At 44.6% G+C, this 21,626-nt stretch carries 21 protein-coding genes; 9 read left to right on the top strand and 12 right to left on the bottom strand.

Annotated features, from left to right (window positions below; all coding sequences use genetic code 11):
* Position 1: 1 nt before the first annotated feature.
* Together F973_RS12985 and F973_RS12990 are read right to left on the bottom strand one after the other, a co-directional pair.
* Complete coding sequence (locus tag F973_RS12985; protein WP_004762217.1) at positions 2-1,201, bottom strand: TIGR03862 family flavoprotein; 1,200 nt, start codon at positions 1,199-1,201, stop codon at positions 2-4.
* A complete protein-coding gene (locus tag F973_RS12990) occupies positions 1,191-1,838 on the bottom strand; it encodes a class I SAM-dependent methyltransferase (RefSeq protein ID WP_004762219.1) in 648 nt (215 codons plus the stop codon). The genes F973_RS12985 and F973_RS12990 overlap by 11 nt, the downstream gene beginning before the upstream one ends.
* 91 nt (positions 1,839-1,929) lie before the next feature.
* On the opposite strand from F973_RS12990, the gene F973_RS12995 reads away from it, so the two are divergent.
* Positions 1,930-2,121, top strand: coding sequence for a DNA gyrase inhibitor YacG (locus F973_RS12995; protein ID WP_004680638.1), 192 nt, complete (start codon positions 1,930-1,932; stop codon positions 2,119-2,121).
* A 27-nt stretch (positions 2,122-2,148) separates the two neighbouring features.
* Here F973_RS12995 and F973_RS13000 read toward each other — a convergent pair whose 3' ends face one another.
* The 5 genes from F973_RS13000 to F973_RS13020 form a co-directional block, all read right to left on the bottom strand.
* Positions 2,149-2,793 carry an MBL fold metallo-hydrolase gene (locus F973_RS13000; protein WP_004680640.1) on the bottom strand — a complete coding sequence of 215 codons (645 nt, stop codon included), beginning with the start codon at positions 2,791-2,793 and terminating at the stop codon, positions 2,149-2,151.
* 23 nt (positions 2,794-2,816) lie between these two features.
* On the bottom strand, positions 2,817-3,833 hold the full coding sequence (gene hemH / locus F973_RS13005) for a ferrochelatase (RefSeq protein ID WP_004762221.1): 1,017 nt from the start codon (positions 3,831-3,833) through the stop codon (positions 2,817-2,819).
* Between the two features lie 69 nt (positions 3,834-3,902).
* Complete coding sequence (locus F973_RS13010; RefSeq protein WP_004762223.1) at positions 3,903-4,931, bottom strand: DUF4062 domain-containing protein; 1,029 nt, start codon at positions 4,929-4,931, stop codon at positions 3,903-3,905.
* Positions 4,932-5,034: 103 nt separating this feature from the next.
* On the bottom strand, positions 5,035-5,913 hold the full coding sequence (murI, locus tag F973_RS13015) for a glutamate racemase (protein ID WP_004680647.1): 879 nt from the start codon (positions 5,911-5,913) through the stop codon (positions 5,035-5,037).
* A 47-nt stretch (positions 5,914-5,960) separates the two neighbouring features.
* A complete protein-coding gene (locus F973_RS13020) occupies positions 5,961-6,545 on the bottom strand; it encodes a DUF1285 domain-containing protein (RefSeq protein ID WP_004762225.1) in 585 nt (194 codons plus the stop codon).
* 240 nt (positions 6,546-6,785) lie between these two features.
* On the opposite strand from F973_RS13020, the gene F973_RS13025 reads away from it, so the two are divergent.
* Positions 6,786-8,498, top strand: coding sequence for an electron transfer flavoprotein-ubiquinone oxidoreductase (locus F973_RS13025; RefSeq protein WP_004762227.1), 1,713 nt, complete (start codon positions 6,786-6,788; stop codon positions 8,496-8,498).
* 263 nt (positions 8,499-8,761) lie between these two features.
* On the opposite strand, the gene F973_RS13035 is transcribed toward F973_RS13025, so the two are convergent.
* Entirely contained in the window at positions 8,762-9,556 is a 795-nt protein-coding gene (locus F973_RS13035) for a tetratricopeptide repeat protein (protein WP_004762228.1), read from the bottom strand.
* A gap of 35 nt (positions 9,557-9,591) precedes the next feature.
* On the bottom strand, positions 9,592-9,849 hold the full coding sequence (gene tusA / locus F973_RS13040; protein ID WP_004680654.1) for a sulfurtransferase TusA: 258 nt from the start codon (positions 9,847-9,849) through the stop codon (positions 9,592-9,594).
* A 175-nt stretch (positions 9,850-10,024) separates the two neighbouring features.
* On the opposite strand from tusA, the gene F973_RS13045 reads away from it, so the two are divergent.
* Complete coding sequence (locus tag F973_RS13045; RefSeq protein WP_004762230.1) at positions 10,025-10,864, top strand: HlyC/CorC family transporter; 840 nt, start codon at positions 10,025-10,027, stop codon at positions 10,862-10,864.
* Positions 10,861-12,420, top strand: coding sequence for an apolipoprotein N-acyltransferase (lnt, locus tag F973_RS13050; protein WP_004762232.1), 1,560 nt, complete (start codon positions 10,861-10,863; stop codon positions 12,418-12,420). The genes F973_RS13045 and lnt overlap by 4 nt, the downstream gene beginning before the upstream one ends.
* A gap of 55 nt (positions 12,421-12,475) precedes the next feature.
* On the opposite strand, the gene F973_RS13055 is transcribed toward lnt, so the two are convergent.
* The 3 genes from F973_RS13055 to gspF form a co-directional block, all read right to left on the bottom strand.
* Positions 12,476-12,820 carry a hypothetical protein gene (locus F973_RS13055; RefSeq protein ID WP_004762234.1) on the bottom strand — a complete coding sequence of 115 codons (345 nt, stop codon included), beginning with the start codon at positions 12,818-12,820 and terminating at the stop codon, positions 12,476-12,478.
* A gap of 264 nt (positions 12,821-13,084) precedes the next feature.
* Complete coding sequence (gene gspG / locus F973_RS13060; RefSeq protein ID WP_004756246.1) at positions 13,085-13,618, bottom strand: type II secretion system major pseudopilin GspG; 534 nt, start codon at positions 13,616-13,618, stop codon at positions 13,085-13,087.
* A gap of 8 nt (positions 13,619-13,626) precedes the next feature.
* Complete coding sequence (gspF, locus tag F973_RS13065) at positions 13,627-14,832, bottom strand: type II secretion system inner membrane protein GspF (RefSeq protein ID WP_004674462.1); 1,206 nt, start codon at positions 14,830-14,832, stop codon at positions 13,627-13,629.
* 162 nt (positions 14,833-14,994) lie between these two features.
* On the opposite strand from gspF, the gene F973_RS13070 reads away from it, so the two are divergent.
* From F973_RS13070 to F973_RS13090, 5 genes are all read left to right on the top strand, one after another.
* Positions 14,995-17,220 carry a primosomal protein N' gene (locus F973_RS13070; RefSeq protein WP_004762235.1) on the top strand — a complete coding sequence of 742 codons (2,226 nt, stop codon included), beginning with the start codon at positions 14,995-14,997 and terminating at the stop codon, positions 17,218-17,220.
* Positions 17,221-17,257: 37 nt separating this feature from the next.
* Positions 17,258-19,075 carry a cation:proton antiporter domain-containing protein gene (locus tag F973_RS13075; RefSeq protein ID WP_004762236.1) on the top strand — a complete coding sequence of 606 codons (1,818 nt, stop codon included), beginning with the start codon at positions 17,258-17,260 and terminating at the stop codon, positions 19,073-19,075.
* Positions 19,076-19,193: 118 nt separating this feature from the next.
* The gene (locus F973_RS13080) at positions 19,194-20,069 is read left to right on the top strand and encodes an Hsp33 family molecular chaperone HslO (RefSeq protein ID WP_004762237.1); all 876 of its coding nucleotides are present in this window, start codon (positions 19,194-19,196) and stop codon (positions 20,067-20,069) included.
* Positions 20,070-20,322: 253 nt separating this feature from the next.
* On the top strand, positions 20,323-21,288 hold the full coding sequence (locus F973_RS13085) for a DnaJ C-terminal domain-containing protein (RefSeq protein ID WP_004762239.1): 966 nt from the start codon (positions 20,323-20,325) through the stop codon (positions 21,286-21,288).
* A gap of 11 nt (positions 21,289-21,299) precedes the next feature.
* Positions 21,300-21,626 (top strand): chaperone modulator CbpM, encoded by a 327-nt coding sequence (locus tag F973_RS13090; RefSeq protein WP_004762240.1) that lies wholly within the window; start codon positions 21,300-21,302, stop codon positions 21,624-21,626.

Genomic DNA, 21,626 nt, shown 5'->3' on the forward strand with positions numbered 1-21,626 from the left:
ATTATATGGCTGCATTCAATAATTGATGTACGCCTTGCCCTGCCGCTCGCCCTGTGGCAAAACAGGCTGTTAGTAAATATCCACCTGTCGGTGCATCCCAGTCCAGCATTTCGCCACAGCAAAACACATAAGGATTAGATTTCAATTGCAGTTGTGAAGATAAAACATCTTGCTTGACCCCGCCCGCACAGCTAATCGCTTCCTCAATTGGGCGGAAACCATCTAAGCTAATGCTTAACTGTTTGATCTGTCTTGCCATCATGCCAGGCTGCGACCAAAGATTTTTATCCACCACTTCTCGTAGTAAATTGATCTTCACATGATCCAACCCTGCTTTACGCCAAAGATTTGTGAGAGACTGCTTTTTGTTGCTCTGCAATTTTTTTTCCAATTGCTCAATACTGAGATCAGGGAGTAAATCCAGATGCAGTTGCAAGGGCTGATTCTGGGCTGCAAGCTGTTTTAACTCACGTCCCAGTTTATAAATAACTCCACTTTCCAAACCATAATGTGTCACCACAATATCACCATACGTTTGCTGATCAGGCTGTACCCATGCATTGACACGCTTGAGTGGCTGGCCAAAACAGTCCTGCATAAACGGCGACCAAGCCTTTAATACACCAACATTACTGGCCTGAAATGGCTTAATTTCATCGGTGGAAAGCCATTGCTGCCACGCGCCATCACTACCTAATTGTGACCATGACACTGCACCACAGGCCAAAATAATCGCATCATAGCTTGTTGTGAATGTTTGCTTTTGATTTTCAAGGGTTAATTGATTGCCTGACAGCGCCACACAACGATGGCGATAATGAAATTTCACGCCATTCGCTATTAGACGTTTTAACCAAGCCCGCAACAATGGCGCGGCTTTCATCTCCACGGGAAATACCCGTCCAGAACTGCCAATGTAGGATTCAATGCCCAGCCCGTGCATCCAGTCCTGAATCCACTTTGCATCCCATTGCTCAATCCATGAGCCTAGCCATTCAGCATGGTCATAACGCTGTATAAACGTTGCAACAGGCTCGGCATGGGAAATATTCAGTCCCGTTTTGCCTGCCATTAAAAACTTGCGTGCCGCCGATGGTTTTTGCTCATAAACCTCAATATCGTAGTTGTATTGGCTCAGCACTTCAGCCGCCATCAATCCTGCTGGACCTGCACCAATAATTGCAATACGCTTATTTGCCATCAGGCTGCCCTTGTATGTTCCGCCCTTGTAACGGCGCAAAATCATCAAAACGGGTCTGATAGTCCTGTGGTTTAGTGATTAGTAACTGCTGGCACAGCTCACCACGTTCTAAATATTTAATTTCAAAATGGGTACGGGCTGAGTCTGTTGCAATCTTTTGCTTTTGGTAAGGTAATTTCCATAGCTCAATCAACTGCTGTTCAGCTTCATCAATATATGCTGGAATGTTGCTCGCCAGCGTAATCGTGCCATTCGGTTTTAGGCGAGACAACAGGAACTCGAAAAATGGCATGTTCAACCAGCGCTGTGCTGGATTATGTGGCTCTGGATTGGGATAGAGAATAAAAAACTGTTCAACCTGTGTAGGAAACAGGGCATGCACCACCCAGGGCAAGGCGTCGGCATGCACAGGGTTTAAATGTTCACGCGGTTCCAGTTGATGCTGTTTCTGCATCGCCACAAACTTTTCCCTGGTTCGTTCAATCGCATACAAGGTTGCCTGCGGATGTTCAGCCGTGAACAACAAGGCATGCCTGCCTTTTCCAGCCCCAATCTCCACGTAGATCGGGGTATCTGGAATCGGCTGAAAATCACGTGGTGCCCGCATGCGTTGTGCTTGAAATTGACGAATCAACATAATCCCATCAAACTATCTATAAATCGGCATAAGTCTAACAACTCACCTGACGTTTGCCTAATCTATTTACCTTCTGCCTTAGGAGTTTTCTATGCCCCGTACCTTTCCCTGCCCTCGTTGTGGCCAGCCAAGCACATGGGAAAATAATGATTTTCGTCCATTCTGCTCAGAACGCTGTAAATTGATTGATCTGGGTGCCTGGGCAAGTGACGAATATAAACTCCCAACTCAGGATGCGCCTCAGGCCGATCTCAAACGCCATGAAGATGATTATGAGGATTAATCATCTTCTTGTTTAGTCGTACCGAACTCAACCCGCTTTACTTGCCACAAAAGGATTAAATCGCTTTTCATAGCCGATGGTGCTCATTGGCCCATGCCCTGAAATAAATTGCGTGTCATCAGGCAAACTAAAACATTCACGCTGGATGGAATCCAGCAATTGCTGATGATTCCCTTTAGGAAAATCAGTACGCCCAATAGAACCCTTAAACAGGACATCCCCCGTCCATAATAAACCATGTTTGGCATTGTAGAACATCACATGGCCTGGGGTATGACCAGGCGCAAAACGCACCTCAAACTCATCCTCACCCAGTTTCAGCACTTCACCACCCTCTAGCCACTGATCGACCTTGACGGGTTGTGGAATCGGGAAGCCATAACGTGCCGAAACTTCCTGAATCATGTCCAGCCAGAATTGATCCTCTTTATGTGGACCAATCACAGGCACTTTCCATGTATCAACCAACTCACCGACCGCACCTGCATGATCAAGATGTCCGTGGGTGAGCCATAATGCTTTCACATGCAGACCCAAGGCTTCGATTTCTTTTTTCAGCACTGCCGCATCACCGCCTGCATCAATCAAAATCGCGTCTTTGGTTTCACTGTCCCATAAAATCGAGCAGTTTTGTTGAAAGGCAGTCACAGGGACAATTTTGACTTGTAGCATAAAAACCTCTGGCTAAAACGCAGTTAACGATGGGCTAGGGTATGGGTTAGGGCATCAAGATTAGCCTGAACCAGACTAGCAAGCAAATCAATATGGGCCTGATCGGTATTCAGCGCAGCAATATAGGCATATTCACCGCCGCCAGCATGCTGGAAAATTTCCTTATTCTGAATCGCCAACTCCTCCAATGTTTCTAAACAATCCGCCGAAAATGCAGGACTCAATACTTGCACTGATTTAACTTTTTGCTCGCCCCATTGTTGTAATAACTGGTCGGTATAGGGCTTGACCCATTCCTGTTTTCCGAAACGTGACTGGAAGCTAATCGCCCATTCCTCATCTTTCAAGTGCAAGACATTTGCAACTAAACGGGCAGTGATTCGACAACGGTCAGCATAAGGATCACCCTTGTCCGCATAAGGCTGGGGAATGCCATGAAAGGACATCAACAGCTTTTCAGGCTTGCCATGTTCAGCCTGATAGTTGAGAACACTATCCGCCAATGCCTGAATAAACAGCGGATGCTGGTAGTAATCCTTGATGAGGGTCAGACCTGGCAAATGACGCTGCTGTGGAATCCATCTGGCAAAGGCGTCATACAATGGTGCAGTTGAGGTGGCTGAATACTGGGGAAATAGCGGCAACAGAATCACATGCTCTTGCGGTGTTTTTTCCAGTTGTGCCAAGACATCATAAATGCTCGGTTGCCCATAGGTCATCGCAGGGACGACCGTGAGGTCAAACTGATGATTTTCATCTTGCAAGCGTTGTTTAACCAAGCGTGTTTGCTCAAGTACAATTTCCCGCATTGGAGAATCTTTTGACCACACTGAGGCATACGCCTCGGCAACCCGCTTGGGCCGAAAAGTCAGTACAAACAGGTGCAGGATAATCCACCAGATTACTTTGGGGATTTCAATGACACGGGTATCGGATAAGAACTGTTTTAAGAAACGACGTACTGCTGGTACAGTGGCTTGGTCTGGCGTACCTAAATTTGCTAAAACCACAGTTACTTTGGGTTTTGGTGTCGCTGACATACATCGCTTCCGCTATAGCTGAATTTCTCCCTATACTTTAGCAGTTTTGCCGTACTTTTTTAAATTGGATTAATGCATGGTCTTAAACTGAAAAACCCGATTGCTGTCCAATATGTTGCTTTCCAGAAGCTTCTGCCCTTTTGCGGTCAGTTGCCACAGCATACGTTGGCGGTCATCTCGTCCTGTTGGCACAATCCACTCATTCTGGCGCATCTGCAACTTGATTTCATGCAGGGCACGGATATTCACCTGTGCACGTGAAACAGCATGCGCGCGTGGCATTTCCTTGCGCGCATCATCCAGACCAGTTTCGTTTAGATATTCATTCATGCGCCTGGAAAAATATTCTTCAGGCGTCGGAATCACAAATGATGAACCAAGCACATTCAGTAATTGTGCCCAGGTCATTTTACGGTGTGGTTTGACTTCCTTAAAATTACCATCCTGATAGGCATGCATACGGTATTCAAATGAATACACCTCATGCATGGACACCTTGGGCACACTGGTGAGTGGATCGGCTTCCCGACTGCCCATTTCAGTTTCAAGTTGCTTTACTTTTGCACGCAAACTGTCAATTTCATCTTGTAAAACTTGCGTATTTTGTGGACGAACCCACCCCACCACAGGATAGCGTTCCAGCATTTGTGGCATACTGGAGCGAACAGCAAGCTCCAGATCCCTTAAGCTAAGATAGGTAAAAACTTGATCAACTTCATGTTGAAGCTGTTTTCTAAACTCTTTGAATTTTTCTTTTAACTCGGCTTTATGGTCATGCAGTTTGGCTTCGCGTGCTTCCGGCTCTTCATGCATAAACACAATCACGGGTTTCTGTTTGGTCATGGCATAGATATATTCCAGATGCATATAGCCCACACCTGAAACGGACTGCTCACCATACTGACTCCCCAGCAAAATCACCACGTAATCACAGTCATCAATCTGTCGGCGAGCAATCGAGGTGCTTAAGGGTGTGCGCTGTTCCAAGCCCCACGAAAAGAATCCCATTCCAATCAGTGTCTGGGCCAAAACTGCCCGTTCTGGTTGCATTTCATTGCCAGACGTAGAAATAAAAACCTGATAACGAGTATCTTGCATAGGCTAGGTCCCAGTTCACTTATCAATAATCCTTAAGCGGTTTCGCTTAAGCCTTATCAACAATAACCCCAATAAAATCTTAAATATGAATCAACTGATGCTTTTAGGCGCCCAGATCATCTAAATTCTGAATCGTCCATGTTAATTGTTCTGGCATGAGATGCTGCAGTACCGATTTTAATTCAACAGCATTATGACCACTGACATAACATTCAATACGTGTAATATTATGACTTATTTTGTCACATAATAACCTATTTTTTATCAAAATATAGGCTGTTTGCCGCGCAACTGCCTGTCCAGAATCAATTAATTTTAACTTTTTATCAAAAACCTGATGAATTGCATCCCTTAAAAAAGGATAGTGAGTACATCCCAGCACTAAAAAATCCGCGCCCTGCTCCACCACAGGCTGCAATATATCCTGCAACACATCCAGACAGGCCTGGCTCATTTGCTGTCCCGCCTCAACAAAAGGCACCAGTTCCAGACTGGTGACTTTTAAAACCCGAACGCCAGCAGGTTCGGCAAACCTGCTCATCACATCCTTGATGAGCTGTCCGCGAAAGGTTGCAGGTGTCGCCAACACAGCCACCACTTTCGACCGTGTTTGCAGTACAGCGGGCTTTAATGCAGGCACCAATCCCACAATCGGAAAATGCTCGCCATAATAGTCACGTAGGTAGTCCAGACTAAATGCCGATGCAGTATTGCATGCCACCACCGCAATCTTACAGCCCTGCCGATACAGCCACTCAATCGCACGCGCTGTTAATTGTCGAATTTCCTGATCTGAACGGGCCCCATAAGGCACATGCGCGGTATCGGCATAGTAGAGAATCCGTTCGTTGGGTAAATGTCGGGCAATCTCCTGCGCAATCGACAAGCCTCCAATGCCTGAATCAAAAACCCCAATCGGCGCATCAGAGGATGCATGTGGCATGGGGTCAGCCAATACGGGCAGGGATTGGACAGCAGTCATACAAATACATTAACACTGTGGTTTCTTCACTCTTTTAAGCTTAAACCTCAGGTGCTTAAATGCAAGACCAAATCACCACTTTTTAATGTCAAAACTGTCTCACCCCGTGCATTTTCAGACAAACTGCCATAGTTCACAAGGTGATAAAAACTTTGACGCTGAATCAGGGCATTCATTCCAAAACGAACATGCACATAAGGACGTAATTCATCCTCCCCAGCTTCATTTGGATAGGCACGCATAAAAACTGGGTGTCGCTCATCCACAATCACCACATCCTGATTGCTGGTGGTGAGCTGTAAATAGCGCTTGCCCTCTATCTCAACCTGATCCACCTGGTTGATTAGCAGTGGCTCATCCTCAACCTCAATTTCAATCTGCTCAACAGGTGTTTTCAGGTAAAACTTTCCATCCTCTTTCCACAGCACCTTGCTAAACAGGTCGAGTAAAGCCTGCCGCTTGACCAATTGACCTTCGTGCCACCATTCTCCATTGGCTTTTATCTTTAGATCCATTTTGCCGCAATGCTTTGGATGCCACTGGTCTAAAGGTGGAATTGACCTTTTGTGACTTTGCTGTACATCTTTTACGTATTGTGCAATGCTCATTAAGTTTTTATCATCAGAAAACATGATTTTTCCCTTATTTTGTAGCGAGTCTGATGGAGAATCATTTTCATTTATCGTCGTTTATGCCTAGCTGACGAAAAAATATGACCGCTCAGCCAATTGGCGAGTCCAAGGTTTAAAACTATACTATCCCAAACGTTTGCAAGTACAATAGTGTCTTTGTGCTTGGCAATACAGAACACTCATGGCAGCACCGAATCGCAATATTACGGTTGCCACCCTTAAAAATATGAGGAGTCCTACATGGAACACATCGAACGTGAAGCGATGGAGTTTGACGTAGTGATCGTAGGCGCAGGGCCTGCGGGTTTATCTGCTGCGATTAAAATTCGTCAACTAGCGATTGAAAACAACCTACCAGACCTTACTGTGTGTGTTGTTGAAAAAGGCTCTGAAGTAGGTGCGCATATCCTTTCTGGTGCTGTACTTGAACCACGCGCCATGAATGAACTGTTTCCGAACTGGAAAGAAGAAGGCGCGCCACTCAATGTTCCTGTAACAGGCGACGAAACCTATTTCCTGCTTTCTGATACCAAGGCACAAAAAATGCCGTATTGGATGGTACCAAAATCAATGCACAACAAAGGGAACTATGTGATTTCCCTCGGTAACGTTGTTCGCTGGTTAGGTCAAAAAGCGGAAGAACTTGAAGTTTCAATTTTCCCTGGCTTCGCCGCTTCTGAAATTCTTTACCATGAAGATGGTACTGTAAAAGGTATCCAGACGGGTGATATGGGCATTGGCAAAAATGGTGAGCCAACGCATAACTTCACCCCAGGTTATGAGCTTCATGCCAAATATACCCTATTTGCTGAAGGCTGCCGTGGTCATCTTGGTAAGCGCCTAATTGCTAAATATAACCTAGACAAAGATGCCGATCCGCAACACTACGGTATCGGGATTAAAGAACTTTGGGAAATTGACCCAGCGAAGCACAAACCGGGCTTAGTGATGCACGGTGCAGGTTGGCCATTGAACGAAACTGGTTCGTCTGGTGGTTGGTGGTTATACCACGCTGAAAACAACCAAGTGACGTTGGGTATGATTGTTGATTTATCTTATGAAAATCCACACATGTATCCATTCATGGAAATGCAACGTTGGAAAACTCACCCAACAATTAAGCAATTCCTAGAAGGCGGTAAACGTATTTCTTATGGTGCCCGTGCGGTTGTGAAAGGTGGCTTTAATGCCTTACCTAAACTCACTTTCCCAGGTGGTTGTTTGATTGGTGATGATGCAGGTTTCTTGAACTTCTCTAAAATCAAAGGTTCTCACACTGCCATGAAATCTGGCATGTTGTGTGGTGAAGCTGTGTTTGAAGCGATTGTAGCGGGTGCAGCCAAAGGTGGTGATTTAGCCGTTGCACGTGTCACTGAAGGCGAAGATCATTTCGACAAAGAATTAACCGCATACACTGAAAAATATAACAATTCTTGGTTAAAAGAAGAGTTATATAGCTCGCGTAACTTTGGCCCAGCGATGCACAAGTTTGGTCAATGGATTGGTGGCGCATTTAACTTTATCGATCAAAACATCCTTAAAGTGCCATTTACCTTGCATGATCTACAGCAAGACTTTGCTGTGCTTAAAACAGTCGATACCTCAACGTTCAAACCAAACTATCCAAAACCAGATGGTAAGTTGACCTTTGACCGTTTATCTTCAGTATTTGTATCAAATACCGTACATGAAGAAAATCAGCCTGCGCATTTGAAATTGACTGATCCATCGATTCCAGTGAATGTAAACCTACCGAAATGGGATGAGCCTGCTCAACGCTACTGTCCTGCTGGTGTTTATGAAATCATGGAAAATGATGATGGTTCCAAACGCTTCCAGATTAACGCAGCAAACTGTGTACACTGTAAGACTTGTGACATTAAAGACCCTTCACAAAACATTACTTGGGTAACCCCTGAGGGTGGTGGTGGTCCTAATTACCCTAACATGTAATCTATTATCATAGTCATTACTCAAAGCCCTGATTGAAAGATTGGGGCTTTGTTTCTTTTAACATTCGAGCTAAAATCAACTCAATTTTTTCTTTTTATGCAGATAAAGGAAAGGTTTTTAAGCAACTCAAACATCAGAATATTCAATGGCGTGAAATTACTGAGATAGCCAAGTTTGAAAATTTGCTTAAAAATAGCCTGATCAAGGAAGCATAATAAATATATCGCCCTGTCCCAAAATGTCAGGGCTTATTCATAGCATGACTATATATTGGCCAATAAAAACTCATGAGTGGGGCTTCCATATTCCCAAAGATGACCAAACTCTCTCCAGTAAACAAATGCCTGATCTTTCCCACCCATAGTGATATATCCCTCCTCAAATTCAGCAGGTTTAGGATGACGTTTTTTCTTGAGTTCTCGAGCAACCAGTGGAAAAGCAGCTTTTGCTTCAAAAAATGTGGCTTTAGCTCTATCCATATCTTGCTGCATTAATGCAAACAATACTTTTCCATATAAAAATTCAGGGCTATGGTCTTCTGGATACTTGGTATCCAGCCATTGAAATTTTAATTTATTCCCTGTTTCAAGAAAGCGTTTTAATAACAGATAGCGTGCTCCCTGATTATCATTTGGGGATATCTTCACTAATCTTGTAAAAATCTGCTCCGCTTCAACAGCCATCGGTGTATTAGCCAAATGTAAGGCTAAATTAAAGCAAGCCCTTAAAAATGGACGGTTCTCAATAAAGCCCCATTCTAATAAATCTTTATCCCAGTTAAATGTAGTGGAAAATGCTGCCAATCCAATACGATGAGCCTCACGCAAAGCAAGATAAGATTCCATTTTTCGACCAGAATATTCATAAACCAACCCAAGATGAACCCAGGCATCAATATGTTGGGGATACTCAGAAAGTAGCTTGGTTAGAGTCAGCTCTGATGCAAGTAAACTGCCTTGAGACAAGTACTCCAATGCTTCATCAAATTGCTGCTCTATATCCTCATCAATCAAAGTTTCAAAAACCCACATGTGTTTTTCAAGCTGTTTTAATTTCACTGGGCCATTTCCTCAAATTTAATTCAATATCCAGACTACCCTTTCTGTACCAAGTAGCGATATTCAGTGTGACTGTTTTCATCGAGACTTTCTTCTTTTAATAATAGTTCATGCCCTAAATGCATACAGAATTTTGGAATATCCCATGAGGTTGACGGGTCGGTTGCCAGCACCTCCACAACATCACCCGACTTTGCCTTGCGGATAGCCTGATGCAACATCATGACAGGCTCAGGACAACGTAAACCTCTAGTATTAAGTTGAACAGTGGGAAGTTGAGGTTGTTCGGACATCATCATACTCATATATTTTAATATTCACATTTTAACATAAAGTAAGTCGATAAAAATCATCAACAGCTTTTTGAAAAACTGTACATTTTTCGCATCGTTTTATTAATGCATATCCGCTTTTTCTTCGGTATGATGAAAATCATCTAATTGATATAGAGAGTCTTTAGGAAAGATCATGGTCGAGGAATCCAGTCCGTCGTGGGGTATGCGTGGCTTAAGAAAATGGTTAGGTACTGCACCTGAAACCCGCGATGAATTACTCAGGTTAGTTCAAGACTCACGTCGTTTTTTAGAACCAGATACTGTTGCTATGCTTGAGGGTGTTCTCGATCTACCAGCAACAAAAATTCGGGAAGTCATGACGCCTCGAACTGCAATCATCAGCTTACAAGAAGATGATCAACTGTTAGATATTTTGGATGTGCTGATTGATTCAGCGCATTCACGCTTCCCTGTGTTTTCAGCAGATCAAAGCGATAATGTGGTCGGTATTTTATTAGCAAAAGATCTTTTACCCTTTTTGACCGAGCGCAATATCAAAGTCGATATTCGTTCATTGATGCGCCAGCCTGTATTTGTGCCTGAAAGTGCACGCTCAGACCAGGTGCTACGCATGTTAAAGAATACCCAGACCCATATCGCCATCGTGATTGATGAATATGGCTCAACCTCTGGTTTGGTGACACTTGAAGACATTCTCGAAGAGATCGTTGGTGAAATTGAAGATGAACACGATATTGCCGATGAAGAAGCGCTATATATCGTGCCAGACAATGACCCAACCACAGCCAATACATGGATTGTGCAAGCACTTACACCCATTGAACATTTCAACACTATTTTAGATGCAGATTTTTCTGATGATGAAGTTGAAACTATGGGCGGTTTGCTACTGCAAGAGATTGGTTTAGTGAGCGATTTACAAGGTCAAACCATTGAGCTTGGAGATTGGCAATTTACCATTATTGAAGCAGATGCACGCACTATTCATCTGATTCGAGCTGTCCGTCAATGAGAAGCTATTTTGAAAAGCTGTTAAATCCATCTCAACCACAAAAACAGCTCCCCTTTATTGTTCCACTGCTGATTGCCCTGATCTCAGGCGCAATCTTTAGCTTGGCACTTGCACCGTATTATTTCTGGTGGTTGGCGATTCTATCACCAGCACTATTGTATGCTGTATTACGTCAACGTAACCCACGCCAGGCCTTTGCACTGGGCTGGGCCTATGGTTTTGGTTTATGGTTTGTCGGCGCGTTCTGGCTCTACACCTCCATCCATACCTATGGCGATACCAATGCCTTTTTAAGCATCCTGATGATTGTCTTTATGGCAGCCGCAATGGGCTTATTTACTGCTTTTCAAACATGGCTGTACCGTCGGTTTTTTCCAGAAACCCCATTAACCTTTGCCCCGCTCTGGGTCATGTTCGAATGGGCAAAAACCTGGGTATTTACAGGTTTCCCGTGGTTGTTTGCTGGATATGCATTTACTGAACGGCTGCTGGATGGCTATGCACCTTTATTTGGCATTTATGCAGTTTCATTTGTGGTCATCGTGCTGGCATGTGCTTTGGTCGAAATTTTAAATCGACGCTGGTTTTGGGCCATTCCCTCCGCCTTGCTGGTGCTAGGGGCCTGGGGTGCTGGATTTATCCAGTTTGTTCAGCCCAAAGCCTCCAAGCCCCTGAGCGTGTCCCTGATTCAGGGCAATATTCCTCAAGACCTGAAATGGCTGACTGAATACCAGATCAAGACTTTGGAGATTTATGCAACCCTGACCCGTGCCGAATGGGGGCGTGACCTGATTGTTTGGCCTGAATCTTCAATTCCAATGTTCCAGACCGATATTCCTGAATTTTTGGAGGCCATGGCAGCTCAGGCAAAAAAGACAGATACAGCATGGGTCACAGGTATTCCCTATTGGGACGTGGCAAAATCACAGCAGGTGGGTGAACCACTGTACTACAACAGCCTCATGTCTTCGGGCAGCGACTCTCACGGTCTGTATAAAAAGCAACGCTTAGTGCCGTTTGGTGAGTACATTCCATTGTCAGGCATGTTGAAATGGGTACTGCCCGCCATGCAGAACGATGTCAGCATGAGTGGTTTCTCGCGTGGTGAGGCCAATCAGAAGCCACTGATCGTAAAAGGTCATGCACTCGCAGCCGCAATTTGCTATGAGGTCGCCTACCCGAACCTCACCCGCCGCAATGCATCGAATAGCGACTTTTTAATCACGGTTTCAAATGATGCCTGGTTTACAGGAACGGCTGGACCTTGGCAACATCTACAAATGGTGCAAATGCGCGCCAAGGAAAATGGTCGCTGGTTTATTCGCGCCACCAATACAGGCGTGACTGCGTTTATTGACCACAATGGCCATATCGTGAAACAGGCACCTTTGGATGAGGCGTTTGTATTACGTGGTGATTTACCTGCAATGCAGGGAAAAACCTTATATAGTCGTTTCAGCGATTATCCTATTCTGATCTTCTCCATTCTTCTATTGGTTGTAGGCTGGATTTATCGTCCACGTAAAGTTGATGTATCGTTTAAATCACGGCGGTAATAAAAAAGAGCGTTGTAAATCAACGCTCTTTTTCAATCCTAGATTAGCACCTGAATTACAAGGCCAATGTTAAGTGTACTGATAAATATGCAACCAGACTCGATAAAAATAACATCGGAATATAGCGGTAGGCCTTAAACAACAATTGCTCATATTTGGAAATCATCTCCTGATTATCCCATACCGTTGTTTTTAAGGCACTTAGGAAACACAGTACAAACCATGCGCTCAACATGCTCAATGCAAAAAAGCCAATCATAATCTGGCTACTGCCCTCTGTGGTCTGCCAAAGGCTTAAGGCACCCTCACTGATGGGCAACAGGCTTAAAATGAACAACACAGACTTAAGCATTGTCCAATGAAACTGATTCAGTTCATCCAACATAAAAAATGCTTTCATCTGATGACTCCATACTTGATTTAAATGGTCTGAATTTATTATGCAAAGCTTCGATATAAAGAGAAAGTCTATTTCCCTACATAGTTTCTATTTCTTGTAACTATTAAATATGGGAATAATTCTTATTATAACTCTCAAATATTATCTATTTTAATAGTTCTATATTTTTCAAAGTATTATATTTTATTTACGAATTAAGAAACATTATCACTTCACTCCTGATTTATTTTATTTGAAAAGTGAAGTGATATTTTTGATTAGTTATTATGGCTGATAATAAATATCAGCATCATTACCCTCGCCGCCCTCTTTACCATCCGCACCAAAGGAATATAAATCAAATGCACGGCCTTCACGGCCCGGAATCACGTACTGCAAGTCATTTTCCCAGCTGTCTTTAGGATAGCCACCCTTGACATAGCCACCTGGCAACCAGTTCTTTGCAGAGGCAGGCTGGTTTACCAAGGCATCCAGACCACCATCCTGCATGCTTGGATAACGCCCATTATCTAATTTATATTGGTCTAAAGCGCCAGCAACACCTTTTAGAGTAATTTGCGTGGTATCAACTTTAGCTTTTTCGCCACGCCCCATCACGTTAGGTACTATCAGCGCAGCCAATACACCTAAAATCACAATCACCACCATCACTTCGATTAGGGTGAATCCTGAGACCCGAGAAAACCGAGCAACGCTCGGTCGGGTCGCAAGACGAGAAGCTGTGCTTCGAGTAGCAGAATTAGGATTATGCTTAGAATGCTGTTCACTCACTGAATTATTCATTTTCATCTCAAACATCAAATTTCCTAGATCATATTATTCATATTAATAATTGGCAACATGACTGCAATCACAATCACCAATACAATGGCTGCCATAAAGACCAGCATCAGCGGCTCCAGCAATGCCAGCAAGGTGGAGATAAAGGTGCTAACTTCCCGATCCTGCATGGTCGATGCCCGATCCAGCATGCGGTCCAGTTCACCCGAAGCTTCACCACTCCGAATCATTTGTACCATCATTGGTGGGAAATAACCGCAACGCTCCAATTGTGTTGCCAAATTACCACCTTCTGTTACACGTTCCATCGCTACTTCAATCGCATCGCGAATCACCCAGTTATTGCTCACTTCCGAGCCAATGCGTAATGCCTCAACCAAAGGTACGCCCGAACGGGTCAGGATTGACAGCGTACTGGCAAAACGCGCTGCATTTATACCACGTGAAAGTTTACCAAACAGTGGCAACTTGAGCGTTAAACGGTCAAAGGCATAATGCCCTGCTGTGGTTCTGAGAAAGCGGGTAAATAGGATAATTGCGATTACGGCAAGGATCAGCATTCCTATCCAGGTATGGCGAATAAAGGTACTGGCTTTCATCAGCAGAACCGTAATCCACGGCAAGGCTTCCTTGCTTTGCTCAAAGGTTTTGACGATTTCAGGCACGACGTAGGTCATCAAGCCCATCACGATTCCGAATGACATCAGCATTAGGATAATCGGGTAGATCATCGCACCCTGAATTTTCTTCTGCATGGCAAAGCGGTTTTCAGTGTAGTCTGAAAGCTGGTCTAAAATCAGGTCCAGATGCCCCGAACGCTCCCCTGCCGCAACCGTAGCAATATACAACTCAGGAAAACGACCTGATTGCTGCATGGCCTGAGCCAGTGAATGGCCTTCCAGCACTTTAGAACGCACGGCAATTAACAGGTTTTGCACATGGGCCTTTTCGCTTTGTTTACTGACCGCACGCAAGGCTTCTTCCAGCGGAATACCTGCCGCAACCAGCACTGAAAGCTGACGGGTCATCAACGCCAAATCATAGGCACCAAAACCCTTTCTAAACCATGAGCGCTGTTGCTGTTTGTCTTTTTGTTCAACCGCATCGACCGCAATCGGTGTCCATGCTTTATCTCGTAACTGTTGACGGATTTGGCGCGCGGAATCTCCCTCAAGCACACCTTTATGTTGCTTTCCTGAAGCATCAAGCGCAGTAAATTGATAAGCAGGCATGGTTCTGTTCTAATTGTCCCAAAATAGTTGTCGTTACCGTTATATCCGTGTATGAGATGGGGAACCAGTGTTCCGCAAGAAATTCATCGACATAATGCACAGCACTTTAGCATAATTCAACAACATGCAGTCATGCCATTTTACACCTGATTGAAGCCTAATATGCCGAACCAAAATTCCAGCGCCGTTGTTTACCGTATTCGGGTCGCCATTCCTGTCTATATTTATGACACGTTTGACTATACGCTCAGTGCAGAGCAGTATCCACAGGCACAGGTTGGCGCACGGGTTGCGGTTTCTTTCGGGCGGCAGAATCTCATTGGTATCATCACTGAAAAGCTTGACCCAAACGAGGCATTTACAGGTCAATTCAAGCTTAAGGCGATCACAGAATTGCTCGATAATGAAGCGATTCTAGACCAAAAAGTTTTAACTTTATTGACATGGTCAGCACAATATTACCAATTTCCAATTGGCGAAGTCATACAAAGCGCCTTACCCACCTTACTCAGGCAAGGCCGCGCCCTGGACATCCTGTTTCATCAATGGAAAGTCATTCCACATGATGACCCTAATGGCTTATTGAAACGCTCGCAAAAACAATATGATGCTTACCAGATTCTGAAGCTGCATCCACACGGAACCACAGAGAATATTTTAAACTTGAGCGGCGTGGAAACCGCCACGCTTAAGGCACTGGAAAAAAAGGGGCTGGTGCAATGCCAGCTTGAACCGCATGATTTCACGCCTATGCCTGTACAGTTGGCGCAAATGCCACTCACAGCCAATCCAGACCAAAAGCAAGCCATTCAACAGATTTTAAAATCGCTGTATCACTATCAGGCTTTTTTACTGGATGGCTTAACAGGCAGTGGTAAAACTGAAGTTTATTTGCAGGTCATGTATGAGGTGTTAAAACAGGGCAAACAGGTGCTGGTGCTGGTGCCTGAAATTGGCCTGACCCCGCAAACCGTTGCACGTTTTAAGTCTCGCTTTCACTGTGATGTAGCCTTGCTGCATTCAGGCCTGAATGACTCAAAACGCCTACAGGCCTGGCAACATGCCCAGACGGGTAAAGCTTCAATTGTGATTGGCACACGCTCAGCAATTTACACGCCATTGCCCCGTCTTGGCCTGATTATTCTGGATGAAGAACATGATCTTTCCTATAAGCAACAAGAGGGTTTTCGTTACCATGCCCGTGATGTGGCACTCTATCGGGGGCATCTGCAACAATGTCCCGTAATTTTGGGGTCAGCCACACCAAGTATTGATAGCTACCACTTAGTCGAGTCAGGTAAATTGCATTTACTTGAATTAAACCAACGTGCTGGTGTTGCAAGCCTGCCCAAGATGCATGTGATTGACCTGAAAGTGGCAAAAAAACAGCATGGCATCAGTCAGCCCCTGATTGAGCAAATCAGGCAGACACTGGAACGCAAGGAACAGGTACTGATCTTTCTCAACCGCCGTGGCTATGCGCCTGTGTTGATCTGTGAAAGTTGTGGCTGGCAGGCCAATTGCCCACATTGCGATGCCCACTTTACTGTGCATTCACAACCCTATCATTATTTGCATTGTCACCATTGCGGTACCATTCACCGTTTGCCTGAACACTGCCCTGAATGTCAGCAACACACGCTGAAAAGTCTGGGTGCAGGGACAGCAAAAGTTGAGGAACACCTGAATGAGCTGTTTCCGCATCACGATGTGATTCGGGTGGATCGTGACAGCACCAGTCGGGTGGGGAGCTGGCAGAAGATTTATGACCGTATTCAGCAAAACAAACCCACGATTTTGCTGGGTACGCAAATGCTGGCAAAAGGACATCATTTCCCCCACGTCACCCTAGTTGCCATTCTGGATATAGATGCAGGATTATTAAGTGTGGATATCCGTGCGCCAGAGCGTACTGCCCAGTTGATTGTTCAGGTTGCGGGCCGTGCAGGACGCGGGGAACACAAAGGCAATGTCTATCTGCAAAGCCTGCGTCCTGACCACCCCATGCTGACCACATTGATTGAACATGATTACCGAACCGTTGCAAAACAAATGCTGGCTGATCGCAAAATAGCGTTATTGCCGCCCTATCGTTATGCTGCACTGGTTCGGGTTGAATCCAAAGATAGAGAATATAGTCAGCAATTCCTGTCTGAGATTGCCCAGCAATTCAGAGTGATGGCAACAGACAGTGTTGATATTTGGGGGCCTATTCCTGCACCGATGGAACGTAAAGCAGGCCGTTATCGGGCACACATGGTGATTTTGTCTGCTGATCGGGCAAAACTGCATTTTTATTTACGTCAATGGTGGCAACAAGTGGTACATTTACCTCGTCAGCATCAACTGAGACTGTCGATTGATGTAGACCCACAGGAGTTTAGTTAGAGCTGAATATGAGAAACATAAAAATTTGAGGCATTAGATGTCCTTACTGCTACAAATCATTTTGTTATCGCTTGCGACCTTAATCTTTGCACCATTGGCAAAACGCTATGCCTCAACCTCTATTTTGGGTTATCTCATCGCAGGGCTATTGCTGGGTTCTGGTGTTTTCAATCTGATTCATGATGCAGGGCTAATCAGTCAAATGACTGACTTGGGCATGATCATGTTGATGTTGTTTCTGGGCTTTGCCTTTAAACCGCAACAACTCTGGGTACAGCGCCATAGTCTGATGATCAATAGTGGATTGCCACTGTTACTTAGCATTATTTTCTTGGTCAGTGCCAGTTTTTTCATCCTACAGGATTTTCTAAAAAGTATGATTCTGGGCTTTGCACTTGCCCTGTCATGCATCACCCTTGTACAGCAACTGCTTCAAAATAAAATACAAATCAACAGTAAATTGGGGCAGACTGCACTATCCAGCCTACAGTTACACAGCTTGTTTGCAGTGGTTCTGATTGGCTTGTTTCCCCTACTGGAAGACACCGCATCAACCCAGCATGGAATCGCCTATTTCGCTGCGATTATTGCTACCATTTCAGGCTTGTTTCTCGCAAGCCGTTATCTGGTTCGTCCTGCCTTTCGCTTTTTGGCACATCGCCATAGTATTGAGCTGATTCCAGTTCTGGGATTATTGATTGTTCTCTCAGTGCTTTTAATCATAGATATTCTCAACATCCATACACTGATTGGCGCTTTTCTGGCAGGCATCTTACTGGCAGAGACTGAGTTTAAGGTAGAGGTTGAACGGATTATTTCCCCTTTTAAAGATGCGGCAATCGGGTTGTTGTTCCTTGCCATAGGACTGGGACTTTCCTTGACTCCCCTGCTACAGTCACCTTTATTCATTCTGAGTTCCATTCTTGGATTGTTGTTGATTAAAACCGTTGTGATTGCGGTATGCAGTTATTATCAGCACCGTTCTGCCAAGTTCAGCCTTGGACTGCCCATCCTGCTGGCACAAAGCGGGGAACTGTCTTTTATTCTGCTAAAAATCGCAGAAACCGAACAGTTACTCAACAAAGAGATTTTGCAACCGACCTTGCTGATCATATTTGGCTCAATGCTGCTTACACCATTATTATTTTGGTTAATGAACACCAAAATCCTGCACTTGATGCAAAAAAAAGCGCCTAAACATGCCCATGATGTGCCACAGCATCCGATTCTAATTGTCGGCTTTGGACGATTTGGACAGGTGGTTGCACGCGCTCTACATGCACAGGGCAGACAGTTCAGCGTAATAGACAGCAACCAGCCTGATGCTGATTTTATTGAACAATATGGACATCATTTTCTGGATGCTGATGTCACCCAAGTCGAAAACCTGCGTGCGGCAGGTATTGAATATTGCCAGTTGCTGATTATTGCCATTGATGACGTTGAGGACAGCATGAACCTTGCACGGCATCTTCGCCTAAATTATCCAGACCTGAGCTTGCTGGTACGTGCGCGTGACCGTCATCATGCTCATTTACTGCATGATTTGGGCATTCAGCATGTTTGGCGTGAAACCTACCTGTCCTCACTGGACATGGCCCAACAGGCACTGATTGAAACTGGATGTTCAACTGCGGATGCACAGGTACAAATCAGCCAGTTCCAGCAGCAGGATCAACAGTTGCTGAATCAGTCGCTCTGGTCTCATGATCAGTATGCAATGATGGACCATTATCCCAATGCACTAGCTGAACTTGAGTATTTGTTTGAAAACATAAAAATTGTTTCTCCTGAACGCCTGCCTGATGATCAGGTGACACAGACTGATGCAAAATCGCCGCATGAAACATCTTGAGTTTTGGTAAAGCGCCACCATTATTGACTGCATACCGCCATTCACCCACTTGTGAAGTCTTTCAAACTTGGCAAGTCAAAGCGTTGTTTGTGCGCTGTACGGAATACTGGAGAAAAAGATGTCTGATTTACGCCAACGCTTTTATATTGAAGACTGCCCTGTTCGCGGTGAGGTGGTTCATTTGGAAGAAACGCTGCAAACCATTCTGGCACAACGTGAATATATGCCTGCGGTGCAAAGCCTGCTGGGTGAAATGCTCAGTGCCACCGCCTTACTGGCAAGCACGCTTAAAATCCGTGGCCGTATCAGCCTGCAAATTCAAGCCAATGGCACATTCAAGTGGGCAATGGCGGAATGCAACCACTTGGGTGAAGTGCGCGCACTGGCGGATTATGAAGATGACCCAAGATTCGTAGAGGGGTCGGATAGCCGTACTGTACTTGCATCACTGAGCAGTCCTGTTCTATTTATCAATATCGAACCTGAGCATGGCGAACGCTATCAGGGGATTGTACCACTGGATCAACCGACACTGGCAGGTTGCCTGATGCAGTATTATGACCTGTCTGCACAGATTCCAACGCATATTGTTCTGGCAACCAACGACAAACGTTCGGGTGGCCTACTCATTCAGTTGCTACCACGCAATGATGAGGAAGAGCAGAAACTGGTGGATGAGGATTTATGGCCACGTCTGACCATGCTGACTGAAACACTAAAAACAGAAGAGCTGACCGACCTGCCAGCCAATGAGATCCTGTACCGCCTGTATAATGAAGAAGAGGTACGTTTACCTGATGTTGAGCAATTAAAGTTTGGCTGTACTTGTTCCAAAGCACGCTGTGCCAATGCCCTGATCCAGATTGGGGTGGATGCGGTACACGAAACGCTGGAAGCACAGAATCCAATTCAGATGGATTGCCAGTTCTGTAATACCCGCTATGAGTTTACTGCCGAAGAAGCTTTGGCTTTGTTTGGCGAACATTTGAGTTAATTGATTTTTCTCATAAAAAAGACGGACTACCGTCTTTTTTATTTTATATTAAGGTCTACTGGATAAAACATTTACCCAAAACTCTATCTCAGTTAAAGTGATAGTTCAATGGACATCATGATCGGTGTCAGCCAAGCCAAAGTGCTGGCATTTTTTCCAAAACAACAAAACAAGTCTTATACAATCCAGCCTATTGAAATCTTGGCAATTCGCTTCATAATAAAAGAAACATCTCATTATTATATTTAAGATCATGGCAAAAAATTATTATGAAGAGCTCGGTGTTTCAAGAGATGCCTCAGCAGACGAAATCAAAAAAGCCTATCGTAAACTGGCAAAGAAATATCATCCAGATATTAGTAAAGAGGCAGATGCTGAAGCCAAAATGCAGGCGATTAATGTCGCCTACGATACCTTGGGTGATGCCACTAAAAAGGCTGAATATGACCAGATGCTGGATCATCCGCAGGGTTTTGCTGGCTTTGGTCAGGGTGCTGGCGGATTTGGTCAAGGCACGGGTGGTTTTGACGGTTCCCAGTTCTATCGCCAAAGTTCAGGCGATGGGGGTGCAGACTTTAGTGGCTTTGAGGATTTATTTGGTCGATTTGGCGCAGGGTTTGGTGGCGGGCAGCAGCGTTCGCAACGCCAGCAACGCAGTTACAAGGGCGAAGACCAGCATGCCAGCATTCAAGTTGATTTAGATATTGCCTATCACGGTTCAACCCAACAGATTACCTTGCAAATTCCAACTTATAACGTCTATGGTGAGCCTGAAGTACAGCGGAAAACCTTGCAGGTTAAGATTCCAAAAGGAATGAAAGAAGGTCAGCAAATTCGCTTAAATGGCCAAGGACAAAGTGGTATTAATGGCGGTGAAAATGGTGATCTTTATATTGAAATTCAATATAAAGATACCGATCGCATTCGTATTGAAGGGGCTGATGTCTATCAAACTATTGATGTAACTCCGTGGGAAGCAGCTCTAGGACAAAGCATTGAAGTCAATACTCCCGCAGGGCAACTCAAAGTCAACTTACCTAAAAATGCCAAAAATGGACAACAATTACGTCTCAAAGATAAAGGGATACCAAATAAAACTGCAGGGCATTTATATCTAATTATTAATATTGTTTTACCACCAGCACACAGCGAACAAGAGCAACAAGCTTATCAACAGTTTGCAGATGCTTTTGCTTCATTCAGACCTCGTGCATCATAAGGAGTAAGATCATGACAACTATTCAATACAAAGAAATTCAATATGATGGTCACTGCCAAGTTGAAATCATTGATGAACAATTGGCACTTGATCTCGAACACTTTGCCGAAGTCTGTGGTCAAAGCACCGACTGGGTACTCAAGCTGATCGACTACGATATTTTGCAGATTCAAGTTGATCCACAAAGCCACCAGTTCATTGGTGAAGATGTTGCCCGCGCCCGTCGTGCCTACCGTTTACAGCGTGACTTTGATGCCAGTCTATCTGCGGTTGCGGTGATGCTGGACCTGATTGATGAAGTGCAGCAACTCCGCAAGCAGTTAAAACATTTTCATTAA

Origin of the sequence: Acinetobacter sp. CIP 102129 (assembly GCF_000368305.1) — a bacterium.
GTDB classification, from domain to species: domain Bacteria; phylum Pseudomonadota; class Gammaproteobacteria; order Pseudomonadales; family Moraxellaceae; genus Acinetobacter; species Acinetobacter parvus.

What these genes read in the sequence shown, in the direction of transcription:
- murI (WP_004680647.1), bottom strand. Translation starts at nt 5,913, where the DNA reads ATGACTGCTGTCCAATCCCTGCCCGTATTGGCTGACCCCATGCCACAT.
- F973_RS12995 (WP_004680638.1), top strand. Translation starts at nt 1,930, where the DNA reads ATGCCCCGTACCTTTCCCTGCCCTCGTTGTGGCCAGCCAAGCACATGG.
- F973_RS13010 (WP_004762223.1), bottom strand. Translation starts at nt 4,931, where the DNA reads ATGCAAGATACTCGTTATCAGGTTTTTATTTCTACGTCTGGCAATGAA.
- tusA (WP_004680654.1), bottom strand. Translation starts at nt 9,849, where the DNA reads ATGTCCGAACAACCTCAACTTCCCACTGTTCAACTTAATACTAGAGGT.
- gspG (WP_004756246.1), bottom strand. Translation starts at nt 13,618, where the DNA reads ATGTTTGAGATGAAAATGAATAATTCAGTGAGTGAACAGCATTCTAAG.
- F973_RS13055 (WP_004762234.1), bottom strand. Translation starts at nt 12,820, where the DNA reads ATGAAAGCATTTTTTATGTTGGATGAACTGAATCAGTTTCATTGGACA.
- F973_RS13080 (WP_004762237.1), top strand. Translation starts at nt 19,194, where the DNA reads ATGTCTGATTTACGCCAACGCTTTTATATTGAAGACTGCCCTGTTCGC.
- F973_RS12990 (WP_004762219.1), bottom strand. Translation starts at nt 1,838, where the DNA reads ATGTTGATTCGTCAATTTCAAGCACAACGCATGCGGGCACCACGTGAT.
- F973_RS13020 (WP_004762225.1), bottom strand. Translation starts at nt 6,545, where the DNA reads ATGTTTTCTGATGATAAAAACTTAATGAGCATTGCACAATACGTAAAA.
- F973_RS13025 (WP_004762227.1), top strand. Translation starts at nt 6,786, where the DNA reads ATGGAACACATCGAACGTGAAGCGATGGAGTTTGACGTAGTGATCGTA.
- F973_RS13045 (WP_004762230.1), top strand. Translation starts at nt 10,025, where the DNA reads ATGGTCGAGGAATCCAGTCCGTCGTGGGGTATGCGTGGCTTAAGAAAA.
- F973_RS13085 (WP_004762239.1), top strand. Translation starts at nt 20,323, where the DNA reads ATGGCAAAAAATTATTATGAAGAGCTCGGTGTTTCAAGAGATGCCTCA.
- F973_RS13000 (WP_004680640.1), bottom strand. Translation starts at nt 2,793, where the DNA reads ATGCTACAAGTCAAAATTGTCCCTGTGACTGCCTTTCAACAAAACTGC.
- F973_RS13075 (WP_004762236.1), top strand. Translation starts at nt 17,258, where the DNA reads ATGTCCTTACTGCTACAAATCATTTTGTTATCGCTTGCGACCTTAATC.
- gspF (WP_004674462.1), bottom strand. Translation starts at nt 14,832, where the DNA reads ATGCCTGCTTATCAATTTACTGCGCTTGATGCTTCAGGAAAGCAACAT.
- F973_RS13070 (WP_004762235.1), top strand. Translation starts at nt 14,995, where the DNA reads ATGCCGAACCAAAATTCCAGCGCCGTTGTTTACCGTATTCGGGTCGCC.
- hemH (WP_004762221.1), bottom strand. Translation starts at nt 3,833, where the DNA reads ATGTCAGCGACACCAAAACCCAAAGTAACTGTGGTTTTAGCAAATTTA.
- F973_RS13090 (WP_004762240.1), top strand. Translation starts at nt 21,300, where the DNA reads ATGACAACTATTCAATACAAAGAAATTCAATATGATGGTCACTGCCAA.
- F973_RS12985 (WP_004762217.1), bottom strand. Translation starts at nt 1,201, where the DNA reads ATGGCAAATAAGCGTATTGCAATTATTGGTGCAGGTCCAGCAGGATTG.
- lnt (WP_004762232.1), top strand. Translation starts at nt 10,861, where the DNA reads ATGAGAAGCTATTTTGAAAAGCTGTTAAATCCATCTCAACCACAAAAA.